A 7,734-nucleotide genomic window follows, 5' to 3' on the forward strand; every position below is an offset into this window, starting at 1 on the left:
ACTTAGGTTCAGTCCCTAAATCCAGCCCTCCGCCAGGCGCATATGCGGCTAAAAATAACCTGTATCTACCGATCAGAAACATTGATACTTATTTGTTTGCTATCTATAGGAAATATACTTATTTTAATTAGTTATTTTATTAACAATTATAAATATTTCCCTATTCGTCTGTACTTATCTCACTCATAATGAATTTAGCAAAGTTATTATTTGGGATGATATATATATCAGAGGATAAAAGGACACTATGCCAAGGCTGCTCTTAGTTGATGACCATCCCGTTGTACACGTCGCCCTTGAAGCCGCGCTGCTTCAATCGGCCATTCCTTATCAATTGCAAAGTGTCTCCGACGACCAGCAGGCAGTCCAGCGTCTAGCCGAACAGCCTTTTGAATTGCTGATCCTCGACATCGGCTTACCGCAAGTAGACGGCCTGCAATTCCTGCGCAGAATTCGACGCCATTACCCCGAGCTTCCGGTGATCGTCTATACCTCGCAAGAGACAGAGGTATACGCTAAAATGGCTCACAGCGCCGGTGCTCAAGGATTTGTGCACAAAGGTAGCCAGATGACTCACCTGTTAGATGCCATAGGCCAGGTACTCGCAGGTAATACCGCTTTCCCGGAAGAAATTTCTTTTGTTACCTCGGCAGATAATTATGAAAAACATAATCTCACGCCAAAAGAAATCCAGATATTGGGCCTATTAGCGAAAGGGAACTCCAATTTGCATATTGCGCAAATGTTAAACATCAGTAATAAAACCGTCAGTACGCATAAAAAGAATATTTTGAATAAAACTGGGGCGGCGAATCTTCTTGAATTAATTGCCGTATTTAACGATCTACAGCCATGAAATTCATTTGGTTGCTCCTGACCCTTATTCAGTTCTGCCTGCCTACGGGAGCGATTGCCGCCGAACCGGTACGCTATAATCTGGTTAGTAGCATCAACGTCCCCACCGATCAGACCTTTGCTACGCTGAAGAATGACTGGCACGGCAAAACCCTGCGTGTGGGGATTTTGAGCGATAACCTCAGCCCCTACAATATTATCGTTGATGACGATCTCTATGGCCTGAACGCCGACTATCTAAACTATATTCATCAAGCCACCGGTGCCCATATTGCCATTTACGGCTTTACCGATCTGGCGCAGCTCAATCTGGCAATTAAAAACAAACAGATCGACCTGCTATTTGGCATACCGCAAAATGCCTTTACGCCTAACCTGTTCTCTTCTGCCCCTTATTACGTCAGTAATTTACGCGTACTGCGCAACCGGCAAAATAACCGTTCCATTATGCTGAACTCGGAAAATGCCCGAATTGCCATCAGCAAAATTACCGGTATGCAGGCTTATGACGAAATAAATAGCCAGACGGCCAACGTACGCTTATTCGACAGTAATTTACAGGCGGTTTACTCATTATTAAATGGCACCAATGATTACTTTATTGCCGATGAAACCAGCGCCAGTTTTATTATCGATCAGCTACAGCTCGGGCAGATCTATCAGGTTGAAAGCGCGATTAAATTAGGCAATTTATCCTTTGTTTTTGCCTCTACCGATAAACCGTTAATTGAGATGCTCGATCAGGTTATCAGCAATTTGCCCATGTCGATGGCCAATGTTATTCAGAATCGCTGGAGCAAAAAAATTCCCAGCTATCTGGATACCGGCAACGCCGACCTTTCGCAGTTGGAACAGGAATGGGTGAAGAAAAATCCGCGGATTTACTATGCCGCAATCGAAAATGACTACCCTTTCAGCTATCGAGGTTCTGACGACGAGCCTCATGGTTATATCGTTGATATTATTAATATCATAGCTCAAAATACCGGGCTGGAATTCGCTCCGGTCTGGAGCAGCAACCCGCAACAGGCAGACCAGCAGGTCAGCGATAAACAGGCATTATTCCGAGCCGTATTGCCATTAACCCGGGGTTTTAAAGAACAATACGACAGCACCACTCCCATTCATCGGGCTTTGTGGGGCGTTTATGTAAGCGAATACGCTAACAATATTTCTACCTGGAAGGATTTAGAGGGGAAGAGTATTGGCGTAGTGAATGGAAATTTGGGGCAACACCTGATTCCCGACGGTTTTAGCGTAGTCAGTTTTGAGAACAGTAAAGCCCTTTACAATGCTCTGGCGAATGGTCAGGTCGATGCATTGATTGATAACGTAATTTCCGCCAACTTTATTGTCCTATCTCGCTATGCCGGCGCGATAAAACTGGCCTTTGCCGCTAACAACATCGCTTATCCCATTGCGTTTGGCGTGCGCCGTGACACGCCACTATTGCTGTCTATTCTCAATAAAAATCTGCTGCAAATTCCGCCAGCCACTCTGCAATCGCTGCGCGAAGGCTGGACCTCGGATCGCAGCAGTTTGATAGATGCGGTGAATGATAATCGCATGATACCGCAAACCGGTTGGTTGCTAACCTTACTGGGGCTGATTATTGCCGGGTTACTCTTTGTATTGCTACGACGTTTCATTCAGCAGCGAAAAGAGCAACGGGAGCGGAATTGGTTGGAACAGGCGCGCCGCGAGGCAGAGGCCGCCAATAGTAAGAAAAGTCGTTTTCTGGCGATGATTAGCCACGAATTACGCACGCCGATGCACGCTATTCTGGGGTTGCTGGAGCTGGAGTTAAAGCAGGCTAATCATCAGAAGGATAACTTACCGGTGATATACAGTTCGGCCTCATCCTTATTGAGCTTGCTCAATGACTTACAGGATTACGCCAAGCTCGAAACCGGCAGCCTGCAACTGAATCCTAAACCGACGCCACTGGAACCGTGGATCGGGCATATCCGCGCCGTTTATCAACCGCTTTTGGGAATGCGCCCAATTAGCTTCGCTGTCAGCCAGAGTGAGTCCTTACCGGGGGCGATTTTGGTGGATGGAGGCCGACTGCTTCAGGTGATCAATAATCTGATTACCAATGCGATTAAATTCACCCAAAGCGGAGAAATTAACGTCAATATTCAGTGGCAGCCTCAAACAGATACCCACGGCAAACTATTATTGCAGGTTAAAGACAGCGGCTGCGGTATCGCCGCCAAAGACCTGCCTCACCTGTTCCAGCCATTTTATCGCGCTGGAAATAGCAAAAGCTTGTCGGTACAAGGCAGCGGTTTAGGTTTATCCATTTGCAAAGAAATCATTGAACGTATGGGAGGCGAGATTAACTTGACCTCGGTATACGGTCAGGGTACGCAGGTAGACATCAGCCTGCCCGCCACCCTAACAGAGGAAGAACCGGCGGTTAGCCTGCCGTCACAGCAATCGCAGGTGCCATTGACGGCGCTACAACCGTTAAGAATCGCGGTTGTGGACGACCATCCAACCAATTTACTGCTTATGCAGCAACAGCTAAACCACTTAGGTATGTCGTCAGAATTGTTTGAGAATGGTCGAGATTTCCTTAAAGCCCACCGCCAGCAACCCTTTGATTTATTGTTTATTGATTACAATATGCCGCATCCGGACGGTTTTACGCTGGCAAAAATCATCCGCTATATCGAACGTCAGCAAGATCAAGCTCCGGCAAAAATCATTCTTTGTTCTGCCGATGTGCAAGAATTCACCCGAATTCTGCCGGGAAAAGTGGCGATTGATCACTGGCTGACCAAACCCATATCTCTGGCTGCCATTGAAAATATTTTACGTGTGGAAGCGACCACTCTTGCTGCACCGACCGATTTCAGCGATCTGGAGAAAACTCTCCAATCATTGGCGCATCAAAATAGTGAGATGATGCACAAACTGACTAGCACGCTGCTCGATTCCCTCATCCAGGATAAACAGCTACTTAGCCAGCCAGATGCTTCTCTTTCCACTATAGAGAAAGCCGCCCATAGAACTAAAGGCAGCTTCCTGATTTTACAGCACGCGCCAGAGGCTGAATTGTGTCAGCAGGTAGTTATTCAATGCCAGCAGGGAAAAATTACCGAGGAAACCTATACTCAGTTATTGAAGATACTAGATGAAACAATTGATAAGTTGAATAAGATATCTTCAATACTCACTTAGCAAACCATCAGCAGATGGTTTTGATAACCCAAAGTATCAGCTAGGTTTTGTCGTAAATTGCTTTGTCAAAATCCAGGATGAATGATGACAACAACTCCAAACTCCCCGAAAAACAGTAACAGTAAGCGCCTACTTATCGCCTTTATCGTGACGACCGTATTTATGGTTGCGGAAGCGATAGGTGGCTGGCTATCTGGTTCACTGGCTCTGTTGGCAGACGCCGGCCATATGCTGACTGATTCAGCCGCGCTATTTATCGCACTGATGGCGGTTCGCTTTTCTCGCCGTAAACCTGACGCCAACCATACCTTTGGCTATCTGCGCTTAACGACGGTAGCCGCCTTTGTCAATGCAGCCGCGTTATTACTGATCGTGGTATTTATTTTATGGGAAGCCGCTAGCCGTTTCTTTACGCCGCATGAGGTGATGGGCACGCCAATGCTGATCGTCGCCGTTGCTGGTCTGTTAGCCAACTTATTTTCTCTGTGGATTTTGCGCGGCGATGGCGAGGAGCAAAATATCAACGTCCGCGCTGCCATGCTCCACGTTATCGGTGACTTTTTAGGCTCTGTCGGGGCAATTGTGGCGGCAATTGTGATTTTAACCACCGGCTGGATGCCTATCGACCCGATCTTGTCCGTGCTGGTTTCAATGCTGGTTTTACGCAGCGCGTGGGGCCTGCTGAAAGAGAGTTTTCATGAATTGCTGGAAGGCGCACCGCAGGATGTGGATATCGATAAATTACGCAAATCGCTCTGCCTGAATATTAGTGAAGTCCGTAACGTTCATCATGTGCATCTATGGAAAGTCGGTGAACAACGGGTGATGACCTTGCATGTGCAGGTGATTCCGCCGCGCGATCACGATGAGTTGCTGCAACGCATTCAGCATTATTTACTGCATCACTATCAGATTGGGCACGCCACGATTCAGATGGAATATCAGCACTGTGAAGAACCAGACTGCGATATTAATCAAGCCGCGACTTCCGCTAGCGCTCACCATCATCACCACTAAATCGTTAGTATCCGTGCCTGACAGCAGCCGCAATGCCGCTGTCAGGCCTTTATATGAAAAGTAAATACTGACTTAACTCTGAACGGCTAATGGTTGCGAATGATTCTCTCTGGCGGCTTTAATCCACAGCCACGAGCCATTCAGGGCAATCAACGTCAGGATGACGTATTCCAGCGCCATCACGTAAACGCCTTGATAGGTAAAAATCACCACGCTAATCAGATCGATAACCACCCAAACCAGCCAGTTTTCCACGTATTTTCGCGTCATCAGAATCATTGCCACAATGGATAACACCATCATGGTTGAGTCCCAGAACGGGAAAGAATCCGGTTCCAAATGCGGCACCTGAACGTTGGCTCCGAATGCCTGCATAATGGCGACGGTTATTCCTGTCAGCCAGGCAAAGACGCGATCAATATTGAATGTCATCAGTGCAATACCGATGACGCACACAGCGCCCCATCCCAACGCTTTTGGCAGTGAAAGCCAGCGAATTTTCAGCTCGATCTGATTATCGGTGGTCTGACGACTCCACGCATACCAACCGTAAATATTGGCACCAAAGAAGAACACTTGAAGCAACAGGCTGGCGTACAGCTGAATCTGGAAGAAAATGACGGCAAATAACGTCACGTTAATCAGGCCAAACAGATAGTTAATAATTTTCTCTTTGCTGGCGAACCAAATACACAGCAAACCAAATAAAGTGCCAATGGCTTCAATCCACGATAAATCGTATCCTTGTACGCCCAGCGGGATATGCACCAATATGTTACCCGTACTGAAAAAGTCCATCCGATAATCCTTTTAGTTAACCGCCGAAGCGGCCTCTTTAGACTTGCCAAACTTTCTATTTATCAATCCGTTGCTTTAACGAACCATTTCCGAAAACCCATAGCTCTCGCCAATAATAAGGATTAAGGAATTCAGGCATTACTCTGTGTCTGCAATTTTAGCTGATTGGCGAAATCCAGCATGCGATTAAGCGGAATCAGCGACTGCTGACGTAATTCTTCATCCACATGTATCTCGTGCAGTGCCCCGCCCCGCTCAAGTCCTTCAGCAATCGCCTGCAGGCCATTCATCGCCATCCACGGGCAATGGGCGCAGGTTCGGCAGGTAGCGCCTTCACCGGCTGTCGGGGCTTCGAATAATTCTTTCTCTGGGCAAACTTGCTGCATTTTGTAAAAGATACCGCGATCGGTGGCAACGATGAGTTTTTGCTGCGGTAACGTTTTAGCCGCCTGAATTAGCTGGCTGGTGGAACCCACAGCATCGGCCATATCGACGATGGCCTGAGGAGACTCCGGATGCACCAAAATGGCAGCATCCGGGTGTAGCGCCTTCATCTGCATCAACGCCTGAGTTTTAAACTCGTCATGGACGATACAGGCCCCCTGCCAGCAGAGTACGTCCGCACCGGTTTTCTTCTGCACGTAATGGCCTAAATGACGATCCGGAGCCCAGATAATTTTCTCACCTAAGCTGTCCAGATGTTCAATCAGCTCAACGGCGATACTGGATGTCACAACCCAGTCTGCCCGCGCCTTAACCGCTGCGGAAGTGTTGGCGTACACCACAACGGTACGATCAGGATGGCTATCGCAAAACGCAGCAAATTCATCGGCCGGACAGCCTAAATCCAGAGAGCACTCGGCGTTGAGAGTAGGCATTAATACCCGCTTCTCAGGGTTAAGAATTTTTGCCGTTTCACCCATAAAACGCACCCCGGCAACCAGCAGCGTAGAAGCCGGATGCGTGTTGCCGAAGCGAGCCATCTCCAAAGAGTCGGCCACACAACCACCGGTTTCTTCCGCCAGCGATTGGATCTCAGGATCGGTATAGTAATGAGCGACCAATACAGCATCCTGCTGCTTCAGCAACATCTTGATCTTCTGACGATAAAAAGCCTTCTCATCGAGATTTAAGGGCGCCGGCTTTGCCGGGAAGGGATAAATCGCCGCATTTATATCAAAAATTTCGCTCATCGCTCACATCTCATCGCAAGGTATATGGAAAAACACCGGTTACTCACGCTGTTATACATAAAATAAGGGATTTTGTTTTTTATCCTAAACAAAATACCCAAAACATGAGTGAAAGTCGCCCGAATTTGTTGATATATGCGAAATATGTTTAATAGAGTTAAAAATAGTAGATGAATCGTTTCTATTTATGGTTTTACCGAGCTTAGAATTATGATCGACGAGTCAACCAGGTTTAGATCCAATGGAAAGAGCCACAGCAGCCCGTATCTGGCGCAGTCTATGAAAAAGACTTAGGTGGCAAAGGAAGTATTTGATCGCTGACAGCGCCATAGAGAGACGATTTGGAGGCTATTAATAACAGAGCTGAGATAAAAGGTTTAAGCCTGACTATTTTCACAGACTCACAACTCACGGATCGAATCTGAACGCAGGTGACTCGTATCATCCTGATACTCGCCCTTCGGGCCAACGCAAGCGTTGTTCAAAACTGGCATGAAGTGTTATCGCACCACACAAATCGTACAGTATGAGATTGTTCTTTCTTTGGGGAGTTGACTGAACTAGAAGGGAATGCTGGGTCGTGCGGGATAATTCGTCAAGCGGATTCACCCTTACGGGTCAACGCTTTCGCGTTGCTGTCTCACTTCGTTCGGCTCGAACCTTTACGGTTCTCATCCCTACG

The 7,734-nt window shown here is 47.3% G+C and carries 5 protein-coding genes and 1 other RNA gene; 3 read left to right on the top strand and 3 right to left on the bottom strand.

What is annotated here, in order from left to right:
* Positions 1-247 precede the first annotated feature (247 nt).
* The 3 genes from DBA33_RS16405 (at position 248) to zitB (ending at position 5,061) form a co-directional block, all read left to right on the top strand.
* On the top strand, positions 248-856 hold the full coding sequence (locus DBA33_RS16405; protein WP_064512548.1) for a response regulator transcription factor: 609 nt from the start codon (positions 248-250) through the stop codon (positions 854-856).
* On the top strand, positions 853-4,044 hold the full coding sequence (locus DBA33_RS16410; protein WP_064512546.1) for a transporter substrate-binding domain-containing protein: 3,192 nt from the start codon (positions 853-855) through the stop codon (positions 4,042-4,044). Before DBA33_RS16405 ends, DBA33_RS16410 begins: the two co-directional genes overlap by 4 nt.
* A gap of 84 nt (positions 4,045-4,128) precedes the next feature.
* Positions 4,129-5,061 (top strand): CDF family zinc transporter ZitB, encoded by a 933-nt coding sequence (gene zitB, locus DBA33_RS16415; protein ID WP_064512543.1) that lies wholly within the window; start codon positions 4,129-4,131, stop codon positions 5,059-5,061.
* Positions 5,062-5,133: 72 nt separating this feature from the next.
* Here the strand turns inward: zitB and pnuC are convergent, their stop codons facing one another.
* The 3 genes from pnuC to DBA33_RS16430 all read right to left on the bottom strand — a co-directional run.
* Entirely contained in the window at positions 5,134-5,859 is a 726-nt protein-coding gene (gene pnuC, locus DBA33_RS16420; protein ID WP_064512541.1) for a nicotinamide riboside transporter PnuC, read from the bottom strand.
* Positions 5,860-5,990: 131 nt separating this feature from the next.
* On the bottom strand, positions 5,991-7,052 hold the full coding sequence (gene nadA, locus DBA33_RS16425) for a quinolinate synthase NadA (protein WP_064512538.1): 1,062 nt from the start codon (positions 7,050-7,052) through the stop codon (positions 5,991-5,993).
* Positions 7,053-7,623: 571 nt separating this feature from the next.
* Positions 7,624-7,734: non-coding RNA, RtT sRNA (locus tag DBA33_RS16430), on the bottom strand; the annotation flags it as partial.

The sequence above is a fragment of the Yersinia sp. IP36721 genome (genome assembly GCF_003634395.1).
GTDB classification, from domain to species: Bacteria; Pseudomonadota; Gammaproteobacteria; order Enterobacterales; family Enterobacteriaceae; genus Yersinia; species Yersinia entomophaga.

Bases quoted from the DNA above. Each gene is read 5' to 3' on its own strand.
- DBA33_RS16405 (WP_064512548.1), top strand. From the start codon at position 248: ATGCCAAGGCTGCTCTTAGTTGATGACCATCCCGTTGTACACGTCGCC.
- DBA33_RS16410 (WP_064512546.1), top strand. From the start codon at position 853: ATGAAATTCATTTGGTTGCTCCTGACCCTTATTCAGTTCTGCCTGCCT.
- zitB (WP_064512543.1), top strand. From the start codon at position 4,129: ATGACAACAACTCCAAACTCCCCGAAAAACAGTAACAGTAAGCGCCTA.
- pnuC (WP_064512541.1), bottom strand. From the start codon at position 5,859: ATGGACTTTTTCAGTACGGGTAACATATTGGTGCATATCCCGCTGGGC.
- nadA (WP_064512538.1), bottom strand. From the start codon at position 7,052: ATGAGCGAAATTTTTGATATAAATGCGGCGATTTATCCCTTCCCGGCA.